The sequence below is a fragment of the Aestuariivivens insulae genome, from assembly GCF_022662195.1.
Classification (GTDB): domain Bacteria; phylum Bacteroidota; class Bacteroidia; order Flavobacteriales; family Flavobacteriaceae; genus Aestuariivivens; species Aestuariivivens insulae.
Genome location: NZ_JAKMCS010000015.1, coordinates 66221 through 83360, shown reverse-complemented (window position 1 = coordinate 83360; position 17140 = coordinate 66221). Strand labels below are relative to the sequence as shown.

The following is a 17140-nucleotide window of genomic DNA, read 5'->3' as shown; positions in this document are numbered from 1 at the left end:
ACATGAAAAAAATCATTTTAACCTGTCTTTTGTTGATAGGATTTACAATTACAGGACAAGCACAATCTGAAAAATTAAAAGCAAGCGCTACTGAAAAAGTAGAAGAGTTAAATGTTCAAATTATAAAGGGAGATCCATTAGCCGCTTTAACCAAAACACAAAAAGAAGAAATCTTAAACATTCATATCGAAAGAATTAAAGAAACCCGTAAAGTGAGAAAAGAAGGGGGGTCAAAAGAAGATTTAAAAGCAGTAAATAAAAAATACTTCAAGAAAATATTCTCTGAAGTATTAACCAAACAACAAAGAGCGGCCAATAAAGCTGGAAAGGAAAAATAAGCAAACTTAAATGAAGTTATTTAGATTTAAATATCTGTTGATACTTATTACGGCCAATGGTTTTAGCCAAATTACACCACAGCAAATGGTAAGCAACATGGGACGGGGCATTAATATAGGCAATGTATTAAGCGCACCCGTAGAAGGTAATTGGGCACCTCCTATTTCAGAGCAATATTTTATTGATGTGGCTAATGCAGGTTTTACCACGGTAAGAATTCCAATGGACTTTTTTGGTACCAGAACCTCTGGAGATACCTCTGTGTATTCAAGTGCCACTGGTACAGCCGGCGACTATACGGGAAGTATAGCGGACTATACGGTGTCCTCCACCTATCTCACCCGTGTGGAAGAAGTAATAGATTGGTCTTTAGGACAAGGCTTAATAACCATTTTAGACTTACATGGCAATAGATTAAAATCGGAGTTCCTGTATACTTTCGACGATACCAAGGTCCAGTACACCGATCCCACATCGGCAAAGCGCCTGGCCGACCTGGACAAGCTAGAGGCCATTTGGACCGCCATTGCAGATCGGTTTAAGGACAAGTCCGAAAACTTGCTCTTTGAAGTGATCAACGAACCCTATTTTGAAGTCAGTGCCACCGAAATGGACGCTATCAACACATCAATAATAAGTGTCATTAGAAATTCTGGTGCCGGAAATACCACCAGAAATATAGTCATTACAGGAGGAGGGCAAAACTCCTATAATGCGCCATTGGCTATAGATCCATCTATATTGGCCAGCGACAGTTATTTAATAGCAACCTTCCATTACTATTTGCCATTTAAGTTTACCAGTTGCACAAAAGACGGCAAGGACCAATATACCTGGGGGACTACAGCCGATAAAAGTTCGGTTGAATCTAATTTCGATACCGTACTGACCTGGGCCAACAATAATAAAGTTTCGGTATTATTGGGTGAATTTGGGACAGACAATACGCTGGGTTATGATTATTCAACGGGAGACCTATCCGCAATAAGCAGTAATGCAACGGGCTTTGCTGATGGAGGCCCCGATAATGCTTCCCGTGTGGAATACCACCGGTATATTGCAGAGCAGGCCATAAACAGGGGCTTTGCCTTTACCGTTTGGGATGCTGGACCGGAATCAGGTAAAACCATCCACAAAAGAACCGACCATGCCTCGACAACAAATTACGACATCAATTATTTCACGGTAAACTCCTATGACCCCAAAAATACTGTTGCCAGTACGGTAGTCGATAATACTACTTGGGTGGAAGATGTAAAGAATGCCTTGTTAGGAACGACCTTAAGTACAACCAATTTTAAAACGGAAGAATTTCGTGTTTTTCCTAATCCAGCTTCAACCTTTATTGAGTTTCAAACAAAGCAATCTATAGCACATATTACACTTGTTGATATTAATGGTAGAACAATACCATTAACATACAATGATAATAGCTCCTCAATTGCACTCCCTTATATAAATAATGGGATGTACATATTAAAAGCCATTTTTAAAAATGGACAACAAACAAATTCTAAACTAATAATTAATAATCTTTAAATTTTGAGTTATGAAAAAAATTACTTTCTTATTATTATTGACAGCCTTGCCACTAGTCGGGTTTGCACAAACATTCAACTTTACTAGCACAGATGACGGATGGAATACATTAAATGGTTTTACATCTGCAAATGGAGCTACATATATGACCCTTACAACCGTAGATGGTGATGGAGTAAAAAATAACCCAACGATAGCAATTGGAAATGCTGGTGTTGACACTTCTGTAAATTCAGTTGTTGGGATTACATTAAGAAACAATGATGCTACAGGGCCAGATTTTTTAAGGGTATCATATCCTAAACCGTCAAGTGGTAGATTTTATGTTAATCTTGATATTACGACTGGAGACTCAGGTTTTGTTACATATTGGTTTGATTTAACTAGTGCTGCAAATTGGGTTGGCACTATGAATGATTTTAAGTTGCATTTTAAATCTGCTGGTAACACAGATTATATTTTACCAAATAACCCGAACAATATCTCAATTGATATCGATAAAATTGAGTTTGCAGCTTCTGTCCCTACTACTCTAAAAGAAATATATAATTTTGATATAGATAATGACACTGAAGGTTTTACAGCCACTAACGGTGCTATTTCTGGTCCTATAGGTGGTATATTAACATTTACTCCTACAGTTGATAAATATGCTAAATTAGAACAAACAATGCATCATGTTGATGCAGATGTCCACAAGCAAATCCATATTACTTTAAAAAATAACTCTGCAACAAATGATCAATTGAGATTGGTTTCAAGCGGACCAACACAGTTATTGGACATGAGTACAAGTGATGCGACAGAAAAGACCTATACTTTTGATATGAGCAGCGTAGTAGAATGGACGGGAAATCAACTATTTACTATCGGAATTGGTTCAACGGTTGCAGCAACTCCTGGTCAAGCAAATGATGCGGGTACAGTAGAAATTAATACGATTGTTGTTGATAACGTTTTAAGCACAAAAAAGCTAGACCAATCGGCATTTTCATTATATCCTAACCCAGCAAAAGGGATTTTAAATATTAAAGGCTTGACAGATGTAGCTAAAGTAGAGTTATTTAGTATTACAGGAAAACGTGTGATGAGTACTACCAAGTTAATAGATAACAAAATGGACATATCGGCTTTAAGAAGTGGGTTGTACCTTGTAAAAATCACGAATAGCGATAATGCTTTTGCAGTTAAAAAGTTAGTGGTTGAATAGATTAGTAGCTCGTTTTTATTGAATGAAATGCCTCCAACGATTTTGGGGGCATTTTTTAATTGTTATGAACGAACGAAGAAGCCAGCCGTTATTGCGAACGTAGTGAAGCAACCTGTTAGTTCCGTGGCCTATACATAGAGATTACTTCGGTCACTGCGTTCTCTCGTATTGACGAAGGTTAAGATTAATTGCAGAAGCAACAAATTGTCTTTCAGTACAAGTGCTTAAATTGAGCTTGTTGAAATGATAACGAAGAAGTAACCCCGACAATAAAGAGGCAGATTACTTATTATCAACTGCTTACTGTTAGGTAGGCTTGCCAAGACACTTTAAACCGTTATAGAATATTGGTTTTTAGTATGTTATTTGTTATTTCACCTAAGATTCACCTTAATTAAGCTAATTGCAAAAATTCATGTACTTTTGTCCTTAAGTAAATTGCCTTGTCGCAGTGACACTAAATGTCATTGAGGAAAGTCCGAACACCATAGTGCACCATAGTGGTTAATGGCCACCGGCCGTGAGGTCAGGAAAAGTGCAACAGAAAGAATGTACAGGTTATGCTGTAGTGAAATCAGGTAAACTCTATGGGGTGCAATACCATGTATACCAGTGCTTAAGGGTTGCACGCCCAATGCTGGAGGGTAGGTAGCTAAAGTGTATTGGTAACAATACATTCAGATAAATGGCAGGGAAGTTCTGAAATGATTTCAGAATGAACAGAATTCGGCTTATAGGTTTACTTAAATTATAAAAGAGCGGCCATTGGCCGCTCTTTGTTTTAAAAAACAGTATTACTGTTTTGGCATATAACTTAAATCATGCCTAATTTCTCCGGTTACTTCTTCCATTTTTGAGGCATATTTTAATACTTTTCCGAAAACATCAAAACGCTCTGGTCCTAAAAGTTCTTGGTTAGCTTTAGATTTTTGAGCCGAATCTATCTCATCTTTACTGGACACAGCCACTAAATAATAATTATCCATGATGCCGAAGCCGGTTCTGTAAACACGATAGTGGTTTTTAGAGCCTTTTGCCGCAAACATGTCTTTAACACCCTTCATAGCCTCACGTAAGTTTTTGGCGTTCTCTGGTGTATAATGGATAAAATAGTAATTTCTGTAATCCTGTCCCTCTTGAGTTTGACTAAAACCATCTGGCATATAGGTTAATTCTTCATCTAAAACAATTACGTAGGTACCATGTGAATCGTAACACTTGTCGAATTCTTGAAACATTTTTCCAAAATCATCCCCCATTGCCTTAGCCATATCGGCCATTGGACGATTGTCCAACTGGGCAAAGTTTTCTAGTGGAGAAACATATAAATATCTAAAACCATCCATAGTTGTGGCGAGCCATTGGGCCTGGACATTATGTGTTTTGCACGCTTCGTTGAATTCTTTAGCAATTTTTTCGTATTCCATCATCATGGAAGGTTTTACATTGTCTTGATGTACTCGATATAGTTTTTGAGCGTGTGAAATATTAAGCGTAAGGCATAGAACCAACGCTATTATAAGTGTAGTTTTTGTTGTTTTCATAATGAAGTGATTTAAAATTATTAATTAAAACATGGCAGAAAAGTGATTGCTTGCAATTTTCCATATGCCATCTTGTTTTATAAGTAAAGTAGATTGTCTGCCGGATTGTATTTCGGTAACCCCTTGTTTATCTACTGTTGTAAAGACAAAATAGCCGTTGCACATTACTGTGGTTTCACCAAAATTTCGATATGATGGTTGGCGAAAATCATACTTTACCAAACTAAAGTTATTTAAACCTTTAATGAAGTCCATCCAGTTGGACTTTCCTTTCCAAAGTAAAGGCGTATAAACACCTGTGTAGCATTCAATGTTATCTGCAACATAATGCCCATAACCTTCATAGTCACCCGAATTGAACAGTTGAAGTATTTGGTTGTAAGTTGCTTTAGCCTCTTTTATTACATTGTTTTGTGACAAAGCTAAATTTGCTGTAAGAATGAAAAGTATTAACAAGGCACTTACTTTAATCGTTTTCATAATTATATTGTTACTAAAGTTGAAGTTTAGTTTAAGGTCTTTCCTAATTGCTGCATTAAACTTAACTGGTCGTAATACACATTTTCCATATCAATTTTGCCTTTACTATTAAAGTGTATCCGTGTTAAACCAGATGTTTTTACCTTTTTTCCCGTGGCAGGGCTACCATTAAATTCACCAGTATTGGTGCCTGTCATTTCCCAATGAACGAATAATTGATTGTCATGAATCTCAGATCGATGAGGATTGGTAACCTTAAAATCAGGAAAGGCAGTAAAGAATACTTTCATACTTTCAACTAATTCATTGGGATTGGTGGCATCTGTTACATCGTTCATTGTTCTTGTATAGTTATCGGCAAGTATATTGCTTAATACGGAAGGGTCTTTGTTATTAAGGAATTCATTAACTAACGCATCTACTTTGGCAATCATATCTTTCTCCTCAACGGGCATATTGTTCATTTTTTCGATTTCATCAAAGGCATTTTGAACAGGTGCTGTATCGTAATAGCCATATTCCCGTACAATTTTACCATCAATAAACTGTAAAGTAAGGTGTACTGGGATGTTTACTTCCTTTTTGGTTGCCTTCGTAATTCCTTTCCAATGGTTCCAATAATTTACCCATGTTCTTCCTTTGGCATCAACAATCATTTCAATTTCATTAATGTTTTCATTAAAACCATAGGAATCAAAATTTGATAGCATTTCTCTGAAGCCTGCTATTCTCTCATCTGGTGAAACCCCTTTGTTGGAATTAGCATAAATTTTAGCAGTATCGGCAAAGTTGGCTTTCCAAGTGTCCCAGTCTTGGGCTTCATAAGCTTTTATGCCGGCTTTAACGGTTTCAATTTCGGCCGAGTTTTCAAAATAGCGTTGTGGTTGATTTTGGCAAGCAACGAACAGTAATATTGCCAGCACGCATAGAAAAAGTTTTTTCATTAGTTGTTAGTTTTAGTTAGTGACTGTTTTTCCACAACTAAATAGGGGTAGCGATCTGAACATGAAATTCAAATGGAATATAGATAGACCAAGGGTGTGCTATCAAAAAAGGAGAATTCTAAGGTACTGAAAAAAAAGGAATTAAAAAAACGAGTTAATCTGAATTAGCACTAAAAAAACTGAACACACTGCCGCCATAGTTTTTTGAATAGTTATAGTTTAATACCTGGGATAAATTGGTATGTTTAGAGTGCTCGATTATTAATACGCCTTGGTCTTCCAGTAGTTTATTTTCAAAAACCAATTCTGGTATTCTAGCAAATTGTGCTTCACTAAAATTATAAGGCGGGTCTGCAAATATAATGTCGTGCTTTATTGATGTTCGCTCCAAAAATTTAAAAACATCACTTTTAATAGTTTCAATAGGCATATCGAAAGCTCTTGCCGTTTCGTTTATAAATTTTATACAACCATAATCCTGATCTACACAGGTAATGTTGCACGTACCCCTTGAGGCAAATTCGTAGCTAATATTTCCTGTGCCGGCAAAAAGGTCTAAAACCGACACATCATCAAAATAGTAAAGGTTATTAATGATATTAAATAGGGATTCCTTTGCCATATCGGTAGTAGGGCGAACCGGTAAGGTTTTAGGAGCCACTATCTTCCTACTTTTATATAATCCTGAAATGATACGCATTAAAAGTTGTTTAAAATGATAAAGTTAGCATGCTTATTGGCAGATTCTTCGTTTAGTTTGTGGTTACTATTTCTATTGCCAAAACCTACATGACGTATGTATTTATAAGCAATATCATAGAGTTCACTGTCTTTTGATATGTTTCCTAAAAGGACTAAGCGATGGGTTTCTGGGTCTAACTTTAATTGTTCGAAAGTGAACAAAATGTAGTAGATAAAATCTTCCTTGGTTTTATAGTCGAAAGTATTATATAATAAGAGCTTGCCTTGATCTGTCGCTACTATTTCAAAATGGTTTATGCCAACATGGACATAAACTTTTAGTTCGGTAGCATTTTTTTCTATCGAAAGGATGTTTTCAATAAGCACTGTGGAAAAATGCTTGTAGGTAAAAGCCCCAAAGGTGTCATAAATAAAGTTGTTAATGTTTACATAGGGCACATAAACATTAACCATATTGTGACCGTTTATTGTATCGTAAGCGATAAAGTCCGACTTTAATATTTTGGCATTGAATTTTAAATAATCGGCCAAGCAATCTTCATTAAATAGGTCTTTTGCAACTAGGGTAGACAGTTCGTTTGTATGGATAACATTTACAGAACTGAACGTTTGGTTTAAGGTTGCTTCGGTAGTGAACAGGTGTTTTAAATAATCTAAAACCTCGAGCGGGTTTAGTTTTTTTTCAAACTTAAAATCTTTTAAAACAGTAACATTATTGGTGTTCTTATCTAGAATACAAAAAGAAAGTCCACTCAAACTTATTTGAATGGACAGTCTATAATTGGTTATGTCTTGTTGTGTTTTAGTCTTCTTTAGTGTCATAAATTTTAGGCCAGTTTCCAGTTGTACTAACTTCTTCCATAGAGCCTAGTCTAATGGCATCTCCGTTTACACCTTCAACAGATACCACTTGTTCTTCTTGTCTAACAAGATCCTTGTCCTGATCGTTCAAAACCACAGCTTTTTTAACTAAAGCTTCAAACACAGGGATTCTTATTTCCTTTTCTTCCAAAAAGCCTGCTTTAAGCTCAAATTTGGCACCTTCTTGACCAACAGGAACATTCATCAAGGTTTTATAACGGTTATCGGTACCAAATAAAGAATCTTTAACAGGAACAAAACCTAAAGTGTCTATAACAACAATATCTTTGGTCATTTCAACACCTCCGTATCGTTTAGTTAATTCCTCGTCTATTATTGTGGAATCACGGCGCTGCGTAATAGTAAATTCAGCTGTATCAATAAACTTTACTAAATTATCAAAGTTGTCGGCAAACTTACCAGTTACTTGTTTGTGAGCCAATTGGGCATCCCTTATGTCTTTTAAACTTTTAATAACCAAAGCATAACGCTTTTTCTTAATTTGGTTAAATTGGATGGGCTCGTAAACAGACATAAATGTATTATAGGCTAAAACGCCAATAACAACCCATAAAGCAATCATAACAAGTGGCCTAAGTTTAGAGGGTATAAACTTATCAATTAACCAAACTAATCCAATGGTAGCAACTATTGCAAGAATAATGTATAAAATCATTTTAGGTATATTAAAATTTAAATTTACGGTTTTAGCAAATCTACAATTTTTTTTTAATCGTAAAAGCCATTGCAAGTAAAAATCATTTCTATCTTTGGAATATTTATTTTTTGTAGCTTGTGTAAATGACGTCATCTGAATTTTATTCTCTTTTAAAAAAGCAATTTCCGTTCTCCCCAACTCTAAAGCAAAATATTGTTTTACAGCAAATGGCTGAGTTTATTTTTAGTAAAACCCCAAACGGGTTATATGTGTTAAAAGGCTATGCAGGAACAGGAAAGACTACTATAATAGGGGCTATAGTAACCAATTTATGGAAAGCCAAAAAAAGTGCCGTTTTAATGGCGCCAACGGGTAGGGCGGCTAAAGTTATTTCTAATTATTCGGGAAAAGAAGCTTATACCATTCACAAAAAAATTTATTTTCCAAAAAAAGAAAAAGGAGGCGGTGTAAAATTCGTGTTGCAACCCAATAAACACAAAAACACCATTTTTATAGTAGATGAAGCTTCAATGATTCCAGACACTCCTGGCGACTCCAAACTTTTTGAAAACGGTTCGTTATTGGACGATTTAATGCAATATGTGTATTCTGGCCATCAATGTAAACTGGTCTTAATTGGAGACACGGCACAGCTACCACCTGTTAAATTAGAATTGAGCCCGGCCTTAAATGAAGATACATTAAGCCTAAATTATAATAAAGAAGTAGTTAAGATGGAACTTGATGAAGTGGTACGCCAAGAAGAAAATTCGGGGATATTGGAAAACGCTACCATTTTGCGCGAAACCTTGTCTAGTGGATTTTATGAGGCCTTTTACTTTAATTTAAACGATTATACCGATATTGTAAGGTTGATAGACGGGCATGACGTTATGGATGCCATTAACGACGCTTATAGTAATCTTGGAAACGAGGAAACCACTATTATTGTTAGAAGTAACAAGCGGGCCAATTTATATAATCAGCAAATTAGAAGTCGGATTTTATTTAATGAAAACGAACTCACAGCGGGTGATTATTTAATGGTAGTCAAGAACAATTACTTTTGGGTAAAGCCCACAACAGAAGCTGGATTTATAGCTAATGGCGATATTATAGAAGTTTTAGAAATATTTAAAATTGAAGAATTATATGGCTTTCGTTTTGCAGAAGTGAAAATCCGAATGGTCGATTATCCTAGAATGCGTCCTTTCGAAACGGTTTTGTTACTTGATACTATAGAAGCAGAAACCCCTTCTTTATCTTATGAGGATTCCAATAGGTTGTACCAAGAGGTCATGAAGGATTTCGAGAATGAAAGTAGTAATTACAAAAAGTTTTTAAAGGTTAAAGGGAGCAAGCACTTTAATGCACTTCAAGTTAAATTCTCTTATGCCATAACCTGCCACAAATCACAAGGGGGACAATGGAATACAGTATTTGTAGAGCAGCCCTATTTGCCCAACGGAATGGATAAAGAGTATTTACGTTGGCTGTACACCGCTATTACAAGAGCCAAAGAAAAATTGTACCTTATAGGCTTTAAAGATGACTTTTTTGAAGACTAAATAGAAGTATTTATCCTATTTTTGAAGCAAATTATTTTAATAATAGATGAAGCCAAATAGGTTACATTCTTTTACCGAACTAGTCTTAGTTACTAAGTAGGTTAAAGTGAAGTGTGACCATCGATAACAATAAAGTAGACACATGAAAATTATAGCAATGATCCCGGCGCGCTATGCAGCCTCACGATTTCCTGGTAAGCTTATGCAAGACTTGGGAGGGAAATCGGTGATACGAAGAACCTACGAAGCTACCGTAGCGACGCATTTATTTGATGATGTTTTTGTGGTTACCGATAGCGATATTATATTTAATGAAATCTCATCCAATGGCGGTAAGGCTATTATGAGCCAAAAAGAACATGAATGTGGTAGCGATAGAATAGCAGAAGCTGTTAAAGGCATGGATATTGATGTAGTTATTAATGTGCAAGGAGACGAACCATTTACAGAAAAGGAATCGTTGGAAAAATTAATAGAAGTGTTTAAGGAAGATACAACTAAGAAAGTTGATTTAGCATCGCTTATGGTACATATCACAGACACCGATGAAATTAACAACCCCAATACCGTAAAGGTCATTGTTGACCATAACAATTTTGCACTCTATTTTTCAAGAAGCCCAATTCCCTATCCAAGAGATCCAAATGCTGGGGTTACCTATTATAAGCATAAAGGAGTTTATGCATTTAGAAAACAGGCCATATTGGATTTTTACCGATTACCCATGTTACCGCTTGAAGCATCAGAGAAGATTGAATGCATTCGTTATTTAGAATATGGCAAACGAATTAAAATGGTTGAAACTACGATACAAGGTGTGGAAATAGACACGCCAGAGGATTTGGAACGAGCCAAAAAATTATGGAAATAAAAAATTATAAAATTTAATAAAATTGATTAAGGCATTTGAGAACATAAAAGTTATCGGTTTTGATGCAGACGATACCCTTTGGGTAAACGAAACCTATTTTAGGGAAGCCGAAGCTGAATTTGGCAAGTTGCTATCAGAATATGAAACCCCCAATAAAATAGATCAAGAACTGTTTAAGGTCGAGATTAATAACCTTGGTTTATATGGTTATGGTGTTAAAGCCTTTGTGCTGTCTATGGTTGAATGCGCCTTGCAATTATCGAATTACAATTTGGAAGCTAAAACAACCGAAGCCATTTTAAACATTGGTAAAACCATGCTTGAAAAGCCTGTAGAGTTGTTGGACGGCGTGGAAGAAGTTTTAAGTGCATTGTCTAAAAAATATCGATTGATCTTGGCAACCAAAGGAGATTTGTTGGATCAGGAGCGAAAACTTGAAAAGTCGGGATTAACCAAATATTTTCATCATATAGAAGTGTTAAGTGATAAGAAAGAGGCGAATTATTCGAAGTTGTTAAACCATTTGGATATCGAACCGTCACAGTTTTTAATGATTGGAAACTCATTAAAATCTGATGTTTTACCCTTGGTTAATATAAAAGCCCATGCCATACACATACCATTCCATACCACTTGGGTCCATGAAATGGTAACAGAAAAAGAAACCAATGGTAAAGCCTATAAAACATTAAATAGTTTACACGATGTTTTAAAATTATTGAATTAAACAAATGTTAAAAGAATAGCAGGTTGCTAAAAAAAGAGCGACTTTGCTGTAGAAAAAGTTATATAAAACCTATTTTTACAACTTTGTAAAAAGAAAACAAAATCGATGAATTACAAGAACTTTCCAATGGTACCAAGAGTTGTTTTTGGTAGAGGTAGTTTCAATCAATTAAGTGAAATCGTTGCCCCAAAACGTTTAAGCATGAATGCTCCATTTATTTATTTGGTAGATGATGTGTTTAAAAGTAATTCATGGCTAACATCACGTATTTCCCTATCTTATGATGATAGAATAATATATATATCAACAAAGGAAGAACCAAAAACATCACAAGTAGATGCTTTGGTAGAAGAGATTATTCTCAATACCAAAGAAAGACCTTCTGGAATTATTGGTATAGGAGGTGGTAGCATGATGGATATGGCCAAAGCGGTTGCCATTATGTTAACAAATGAAGGAGAAACCCACTTGTACCAGGGCTGGGATTTGGTTAAGAACCCAGCGTTGTATCATGTTGGTATCCCAACCATATCGGGTACAGGAGCTGAAGTTTCAAGAACCACGGTTTTAACAGGGCCAACTAAAAAACTGGGAATTAATTCAGATTACACACCTTTTGATCAGGTTATATTAGATCCAGAGCTTACCAAAGGCGTGCCTAAAGACCAATGGTTTTACACGGGAATGGATTGTTTTATACATTCCGTAGAATCATTAGAAGGTACGTACTTAAATGCCTTTAGTAGGAGTTATGGCGATATGGCCTATAACTTGTGTAAGGAAGTGTTTTTAGATGGTACACCAAGCACAGAAGAAGCACAAGACAAATTAATGATGGCATCCTGGCATGGCGGCATGAGTATTGTATATTCACAAGTAGGGGTTGCCCATGCGATGAGCTATGGACTGTCTTATGTTTTGGGAACAAAGCATGGTATAGGCAATTGTATTGTTTTTGATCATTTGGAAGATTTTTACCCAGAAGGTGTTAAGCTCTTTAAGGCCATGAAGGAAAAGCATGATATTGAATTGCCTAAAGGTATTTGTGCTACTTTGAGTGAAGAAGAATTGGATACCATGATAAATATAGCATTGGGACTTGAGCCACTTTGGGAAAATGCACTTGGTAAAAACTGGAAGAAGTTAATGACGCCAAAACAACTTAAAGCACTTTATTTAAAAATGTAGTATGCAATGGCTGGCCAAACTTATTTATTTTAACATACTAGACTGGAAGATAGTTGGCAATAGAGACATTTCAAAAGAAACCGTAAAAAAGGCCGTAATTATTGCTGCACCCCATACCAGTTGGCATGATTTCTATATAGGCATTCTTCTAAGGGCAGTATTGCATGTAAAAGTAAGTTTTGTAGGCAAGAAAGAACTGTTTGTTTTTCCCATTGGATGGTTTTTAAGACTATTGGGAGGTAGGCCAATAGACCGATTTACTAAAGAAAATAAAGTACAGGCCATTGCTAAGTTGTTTCAAGGTAAGGAAGAGTTTAGAATAGCATTATCACCAGAGGGAACCCGAAAAAAAGTATCTAAATGGCGTACAGGGTTTTATTATATAGCTAAAGAAGCCAAAGTACCCATAATAATGTTCACTCTTGATTTTGAAAACAAGCAGAACAAAATTTCAGAACCTTTTTATCCTACAAATGATGCTGAAGCAGATTTTAAGTTTATGCACAGTTTCTTTAAAGGGGTGAAAGGTAGAATTTCCGAGAATTCTTAAGAATCAATCTAATATTGGCATGAAAATTGTTTTACATGATGTATAGTAGATGAAACATAAAGTAAACAGTTTTTGTCCCTAAAAAGAAACATGTACTATTTTAAGAAATAAGAGGCTGAATAAGTAAGTTTTTTAACTTCAATTCAGCCACTTTTCGTTTAAGGCCCCACAGGTTTTAAATACCTGTGAGGTCTAGACTTGTAAAGCTTATTTAATTTCCTTTAAAGCATTATCTATTAAAGTCCTTAAATGTTGCTTGTGCGCTCTAGAGGCTATATTTCCAGAAGGAGCAGCCATAGTGCGTATTTGTTTCAAATTATACAAAGCCATAGACTTTGCATTATGGGCATAGCGTCCTTTTTGTTGGCTTGTAAGCATTTTAATTAAATAATTAGTGTATTCCATCTGAAGGTTTTGCCTAAACGTGTTCACATTGCCATAAATATCAGCTTTAAAAATAGCATCATTTAAATCGGACATAAAATCAGATAAACTATAGGCATTACCATATAATTCAGAATCGGAGATACGTTGTAAAGTATTGGGGTGTAAAATGTGGTTTAAAACATTTTTTTGATAGGATAACACTTGATTATGGATTTTGGGGTCTTCAGGACCACTTCCAAGATTAAACCCACGACGTTGCATGGCTAGATAGTTATACAGGTCGTTAGGAGTATCAAATGCGTTAGGGGCAAAGACATGATCCTTTAAGGCCTTCATAGCTCGTTTTTGATCTTCTAAGCTAACAGGAGTGTATGGTTGTGTAGCTCCTTTTTGTCCTGCCATGGCGCGGTCTACATATACTCCGCCAATATATCTAGAAATGATATTGGCAGCTCCAGCTTTTTGCCCGCTAAGTAAGGTATAAACCCGTCTTAACTCTTGGTACGATTCCCCTTTTTTAGTAAATTTTTCCTTGGCGGTTTTCATTAAATTATCCGATAATTCCATACGGTCAATTGCGTAGGTAATGGCATCGTTCGATTGGTCGTTGACCATAACCCTTGGGTCGATGGCCTTTCCAGGCGCACGCATATCATCGGCATCGTTGCCAAAAATAAGCTCGGGTTCTGTAGATCTGTTTAGCAATGCAATTTTTTCACTTTCAGATTGAAATGGGGTATATCCAAATTGAATAGCCCAAACATCATAAGGGCCTACGGTAACATCATTGTATTGCCCTTGTTTGCTTCTGTCTTTGGTGATGTTAAGTGTGGCATAGTCCATAACAGAGGCAGTAAGGCACTTTCCTTCAATGAATTCAGGATTTGCCAATTCTTCAGGAGAAAATAATTGGCTGGCTTTCATGTTGTGGTTCAGCCCTAAAGTGTGTCCCACCTCATGCATGATTAAGGCTAGCATGGACTCTCGTTTTAAGCGTTCCAATTCCAATTCGGAAGCCCCAGAAGCCATCGCTACCGAAGTAGCAAACATCATATCGTTGTGCAGGGTATTTGCAAAAGCGCAATAATTATGCGGGTCACTTTCAAGATTGGAATTATTTTCAAAAGGTTTTTCTACCGATGCCAGTTCAAAAACTTTATCGTAGAAAACCCTATTGGTGAAGTGTACAAATTCAAGCATGATATCGGCTCCTAAGATTTCACCAGTTTTAGGGTTTACAAAACTAGGGCCGTAACCGCCAAACGGAGGTTGGGGAGACGAGGTCCAACGTAATACATTATAACGAATATCGCCAGCATCCCATTCGGCATCGTCTGGCTGTTGTTTAACAACAATCGCATTTTTAAACCCTGCTTTTTCAAAGGCTTTGTTCCATTGCAACACACCCTCTTTTATGATTTCGCGCCACTCATAGGGCGTAGAGTTTTCTAGCCACCAAGTTATAGGGGTAACAGGTTCAGATAATGGCGCGTTGGGATCTTTCTTTTTTAAGTTCCAACGGTGTACTAAATCCCTATAAGGTGTAGACGAGGTTGATGTTTGATCGTTTACCTGGGTCGTAAAATAACCTACTCGAGGATCGTCAAAGCGAGGGTCGTAGTCGTTCTCGGGCATTGCTATTAAACTGTGGTATACCTTAATACTTACATTGCGCCCATCGGCCAAAGCATTCGAACCCCTGTTAAGTGCAGATGGGTTGGAATACACATATTCTACTTGGATATTAGTATTTTCAGGGTAGTTTTTAATCGTTTTTATTTTGCTTTTAGATTTGTCTAAACTACCCAACTTAAATGCAGTAGGGGATGTTCCTGGTCTTGATGCCGGTTTAATTTGCTTAAGGGTTTCCTTTAAAAAAAGGTCGTTGGCCTTTATAAGGTAAAGACTATCTTTTTTATCATGGGCTTCAATGGTTAAGCTCTGCATCATACCTTCACTAGTGTTGGCTTCCTTAGATTTTGATAAAGGATTGTCTGGATCAAAATAAAAGGAAGTGTTAACCGCAACAAACTCAATTTTATCGAAAAACTTTTCAATTTTAAAAACTTTAGAGCCTCTGTAACTTCCTCTGTTTATTCTTCCGGCATCCATTACACCATCTGCAATTTGGGCAAAATGGATGTATTCTTTACCTATTTGGTCTTCTGAAATTACCATTTGTAGGTTACCGGTAATCGTATCCTGATAGATTTTAAACAAACCATCAATTTCTTTTGAAGATTTTGTTAGTTCTTTAATCGTCTTTTCCTTGTCTTTTTTTTCAGGAGCTTTTTTTACAACTTCCTCTGTTTTGCTTTTTCTTCGTTTTCTATTCTTTGTTGATTGGGCATCCACTGTATAGGGAATGATAACGAATGCTAAAAGTAAAGCCATAGATACTTTTCTAAAAGCATACAATGTGTTTAATTTCATAGTAGAAAAACTTTAAAAGGGAATGAAACCCTAATTGATTATTTATTTTTAGTCGGTTGTAAAAATAGAAATAAACAAGAGGGCTTTATCTTATAGATATGTTAAAAGCGAGGGTACTATTTTGGAATTTAAGAGTTTAGCATATTATTGGTTTATTCCTAAAATTTCACCCATAACCCAACTGGTATGGAGGGCGGTTAATCCAGTAGAAGGATGCGAACCACTATTACCCATTAAATAATCTCTCATGTTTTCTACATGGTATTGTTGGATGTGCTTTGGGTTATTTATAAATAGAGACTCGTTTTTTGTTTCTGATTTAAGCACTATATTTTTTTCCTGAAATACTGAAAATTTTATAGAGCCCTTCGATCCATAGATTATAACATCGTCTACATAATCATTACTGCCAAAATTCCAAGTACCCGACCCAGTAATGCCATTGTCGTGTATCCAACAACTTGTTATGGCATCTTTGGCACTGTATAAATTTTGTTGGTTATTGCTAAATCCCTTTACCTCTTTAATATTTCCTAAAAGAAATGTAAATAGGTCTAGGGCATGCGATGCTAAATCATCAAAATAACCTCCTGGAGCAATTGCGGCATCGGTTCTCCAATTATAACTTTTGGATAAGTCGGTTTGGTTAGCAGGCCTAATTAAGTTATAACTAATGTGCCTAATGTCTCCTATATATCCTTTGCTTAACCATTCTTTTACTTTTACAAATCGTGGTAATGAACGCCTATAATAGGCTACAAAAAGCGGAAGGTTTGCATTTTTGAAAGTGTTGTAAACTTCCAATGCTTCTTTGTAAGTTGGCGTTATGGGTTTTTCTATGCAACAGGGTTTTCCTGCTTTGGCGACTTTTAAGGCATAATATTTATGGGTGTCTGGAGGTGTAGCAATATATACTGCATCTATTTCGGGGTCATTTATCAATGCATTGGCGTTGGTATAATATTTCGCTATGTTATGCCTTTTGGCATAATCCTGTACTTTATCAAGATCACGTCTCATGACCGCTTTTAAATGAAAACCTTTGGTATTCTTATAAGCAGGCCCACTTTTAACTTCGGTAACATTACCGCAACCTATGATACCCCAATTGATTATGTTTTTCGTCAAAATGATTATAG

The 17140-nt window shown here is 36.1% G+C and carries 16 protein-coding genes and 1 other RNA gene; 9 read left to right on the top strand and 8 right to left on the bottom strand.

Going from position 1 to position 17140, the window contains the following annotated elements:
- The first annotated feature begins 2 nt into the window (after positions 1-2).
- The 4 genes from MR062_RS15270 (at position 3) to rnpB (ending at position 3838) form a co-directional block, all read left to right on the top strand.
- On the top strand, positions 3-338 hold the full coding sequence (locus tag MR062_RS15270; RefSeq protein ID WP_242205831.1) for a hypothetical protein: 336 nt from the start codon (positions 3-5) through the stop codon (positions 336-338).
- A 10-nt stretch (positions 339-348) separates the two neighbouring features.
- Complete coding sequence (locus tag MR062_RS15265) at positions 349-1878, top strand: cellulase family glycosylhydrolase (RefSeq protein ID WP_242205829.1); 1530 nt, start codon at positions 349-351, stop codon at positions 1876-1878.
- A gap of 10 nt (positions 1879-1888) precedes the next feature.
- Positions 1889-3088: a T9SS type A sorting domain-containing protein gene (locus MR062_RS15260; protein WP_242205827.1), complete on the top strand. Its 1200-nt coding sequence runs from the start codon at positions 1889-1891 to the stop codon at positions 3086-3088.
- 430 nt (positions 3089-3518) lie between these two features.
- An RNA gene (gene rnpB / locus MR062_RS15255) (RNase P RNA component class A) lies at positions 3519-3838 on the top strand.
- A 44-nt stretch (positions 3839-3882) separates the two neighbouring features.
- Here the strand turns inward: rnpB and MR062_RS15250 are convergent.
- The 6 genes from MR062_RS15250 to MR062_RS15225 all read right to left on the bottom strand — a co-directional run bounded on the left by MR062_RS15250 (position 3883) and on the right by MR062_RS15225 (position 8295).
- A complete protein-coding gene (locus MR062_RS15250) occupies positions 3883-4632 on the bottom strand; it encodes a hypothetical protein (protein ID WP_242205825.1) in 750 nt (249 codons plus the stop codon).
- Positions 4633-4656: 24 nt separating this feature from the next.
- A complete protein-coding gene (locus MR062_RS15245) occupies positions 4657-5112 on the bottom strand; it encodes a nuclear transport factor 2 family protein (protein WP_242205823.1) in 456 nt (151 codons plus the stop codon).
- A gap of 26 nt (positions 5113-5138) precedes the next feature.
- Positions 5139-6056: a nuclear transport factor 2 family protein gene (locus MR062_RS15240; protein ID WP_242205821.1), complete on the bottom strand. Its 918-nt coding sequence runs from the start codon at positions 6054-6056 to the stop codon at positions 5139-5141.
- Positions 6057-6210: 154 nt separating this feature from the next.
- Complete coding sequence (locus MR062_RS15235; protein ID WP_242205819.1) at positions 6211-6756, bottom strand: RsmD family RNA methyltransferase; 546 nt, start codon at positions 6754-6756, stop codon at positions 6211-6213.
- On the bottom strand, positions 6756-7580 hold the full coding sequence (locus MR062_RS15230) for a DUF3822 family protein (protein ID WP_242205816.1): 825 nt from the start codon (positions 7578-7580) through the stop codon (positions 6756-6758). Before MR062_RS15230 ends, MR062_RS15235 begins: the two co-directional genes overlap by 1 nt.
- Entirely contained in the window at positions 7561-8295 is a 735-nt protein-coding gene (locus tag MR062_RS15225; RefSeq protein WP_242205814.1) for a hypothetical protein, read from the bottom strand. Before MR062_RS15225 ends, MR062_RS15230 begins: the two co-directional genes overlap by 20 nt.
- A 125-nt stretch (positions 8296-8420) precedes the next feature.
- On the opposite strand from MR062_RS15225, the gene MR062_RS15220 reads away from it, so the two are divergent.
- The 5 genes from MR062_RS15220 (at position 8421) to MR062_RS15200 (ending at position 13181) form a co-directional block, all read left to right on the top strand.
- Entirely contained in the window at positions 8421-9845 is a 1425-nt protein-coding gene (locus MR062_RS15220) for an ATP-dependent DNA helicase (RefSeq protein WP_242205812.1), read from the top strand.
- 142 nt (positions 9846-9987) lie between these two features.
- Positions 9988-10716, top strand: coding sequence for a 3-deoxy-manno-octulosonate cytidylyltransferase (kdsB, locus tag MR062_RS15215; RefSeq protein WP_242205810.1), 729 nt, complete (start codon positions 9988-9990; stop codon positions 10714-10716).
- Positions 10717-10738: 22 nt separating this feature from the next.
- Complete coding sequence (locus MR062_RS15210) at positions 10739-11443, top strand: HAD family hydrolase (RefSeq protein ID WP_242205808.1); 705 nt, start codon at positions 10739-10741, stop codon at positions 11441-11443.
- Positions 11444-11548: 105 nt separating this feature from the next.
- Positions 11549-12631 (top strand): iron-containing alcohol dehydrogenase family protein, encoded by a 1083-nt coding sequence (locus tag MR062_RS15205; RefSeq protein ID WP_242205807.1) that lies wholly within the window; start codon positions 11549-11551, stop codon positions 12629-12631.
- Between the two features lies 1 nt (position 12632).
- Positions 12633-13181, top strand: coding sequence for a 1-acyl-sn-glycerol-3-phosphate acyltransferase (locus tag MR062_RS15200; protein ID WP_242205804.1), 549 nt, complete (start codon positions 12633-12635; stop codon positions 13179-13181).
- Positions 13182-13388: 207 nt separating this feature from the next.
- Here the strand turns inward: MR062_RS15200 and MR062_RS15195 are convergent, their stop codons facing one another.
- Both MR062_RS15195 and MR062_RS15190 read right to left on the bottom strand, forming a co-directional pair.
- Positions 13389-16001 (bottom strand): zinc-dependent metalloprotease, encoded by a 2613-nt coding sequence (locus tag MR062_RS15195; protein WP_242205802.1) that lies wholly within the window; start codon positions 15999-16001, stop codon positions 13389-13391.
- A gap of 144 nt (positions 16002-16145) precedes the next feature.
- Positions 16146-17129 (bottom strand): Gfo/Idh/MocA family protein, encoded by a 984-nt coding sequence (locus tag MR062_RS15190; protein ID WP_242205800.1) that lies wholly within the window; start codon positions 17127-17129, stop codon positions 16146-16148.
- Positions 17130-17140: the final 11 nt, after the last annotated feature.

Coding starts and splice junctions, on each gene's coding strand:
- MR062_RS15225 (WP_242205814.1), bottom strand. CDS start 8,295: ATGATTTTATACATTATTCTTGCAATAGTTGCTACCATTGGATTAGTT.
- MR062_RS15195 (WP_242205802.1), bottom strand. CDS start 16,001: ATGAAATTAAACACATTGTATGCTTTTAGAAAAGTATCTATGGCTTTA.
- MR062_RS15240 (WP_242205821.1), bottom strand. CDS start 6,056: ATGAAAAAACTTTTTCTATGCGTGCTGGCAATATTACTGTTCGTTGCT.
- MR062_RS15260 (WP_242205827.1), top strand. CDS start 1,889: ATGAAAAAAATTACTTTCTTATTATTATTGACAGCCTTGCCACTAGTC.
- MR062_RS15270 (WP_242205831.1), top strand. CDS start 3: ATGAAAAAAATCATTTTAACCTGTCTTTTGTTGATAGGATTTACAATT.
- MR062_RS15220 (WP_242205812.1), top strand. CDS start 8,421: ATGACGTCATCTGAATTTTATTCTCTTTTAAAAAAGCAATTTCCGTTC.
- MR062_RS15245 (WP_242205823.1), bottom strand. CDS start 5,112: ATGAAAACGATTAAAGTAAGTGCCTTGTTAATACTTTTCATTCTTACA.
- MR062_RS15230 (WP_242205816.1), bottom strand. CDS start 7,580: ATGACACTAAAGAAGACTAAAACACAACAAGACATAACCAATTATAGA.
- MR062_RS15235 (WP_242205819.1), bottom strand. CDS start 6,756: ATGCGTATCATTTCAGGATTATATAAAAGTAGGAAGATAGTGGCTCCT.
- kdsB (WP_242205810.1), top strand. CDS start 9,988: ATGAAAATTATAGCAATGATCCCGGCGCGCTATGCAGCCTCACGATTT.
- MR062_RS15205 (WP_242205807.1), top strand. CDS start 11,549: ATGAATTACAAGAACTTTCCAATGGTACCAAGAGTTGTTTTTGGTAGA.
- MR062_RS15200 (WP_242205804.1), top strand. CDS start 12,633: ATGCAATGGCTGGCCAAACTTATTTATTTTAACATACTAGACTGGAAG.
- MR062_RS15265 (WP_242205829.1), top strand. CDS start 349: ATGAAGTTATTTAGATTTAAATATCTGTTGATACTTATTACGGCCAAT.
- MR062_RS15250 (WP_242205825.1), bottom strand. CDS start 4,632: ATGAAAACAACAAAAACTACACTTATAATAGCGTTGGTTCTATGCCTT.